A 628-nucleotide genomic window follows, 5' to 3' on the forward strand; every position below is an offset into this window, starting at 1 on the left:
TATATCTGAATACCTTCTTTGTCTTTTACTAGTTCCCATCCAAAACTAGGGCTAGCAAGTGCGAGTACTGATAAGAGCACGATCGCACAATGCGTAATGATATGTATAAAACGGACTTCTAAAATGTTGCGGGGCATACTAGGCACGGTAAGCGAATATCCTTATTTGCTTTAACGATGAGTGAATCAGCAAGTTTGCTTAGTATGCGTAGATCTTGCTCAGTAGTCTGTGACGTAGAGCGATGTGAGCGTCAAAAGATATGGGTGTCACAAGATGTAGGTGTCAGCCCCCGCTTATTTACCCTGAACGATGCTCCTAAGGTTTTTTAGTGTATTGAAAGGCTGGTCTACAACAAATGCATTCGCTAACTACGCAGGAATATCTCCAGCAGGGTCAGCAGAGGTTTCACAGATGATGTGCAGCAAAGTGGGTGTTTCTCGTGTCAGCGTCCGGCCTCCAGTTAGCTCCGTCACGCGCACGCAGTCTTGGTCGGGCACATCAGGTTCCACAAGTGCTGAAAACCTAACGACGGCCTTGTTTGAGTTTGTTTGCGAAACCTTCATTTTCAGAACGAAGTTGCGATTTGTGATGGGCCAAGGCGCGCTTGTCTCTTGATAGACAATAATCT

Annotated in this window: 1 protein-coding gene; it reads right to left on the reverse strand. The window is 45.9% G+C overall.

All coding sequences use genetic code 11. The annotated features are described in order from the left end of the window. Nucleotides 1–368: 368 nt before the first annotated feature. Nucleotides 369–628: hypothetical protein (locus A3762_RS28460; RefSeq protein ID WP_231878859.1), on the reverse strand; the 260-nt coding region annotated here is incomplete at its 5' end.

This window comes from Oleiphilus sp. HI0125 (assembly GCF_001635355.1).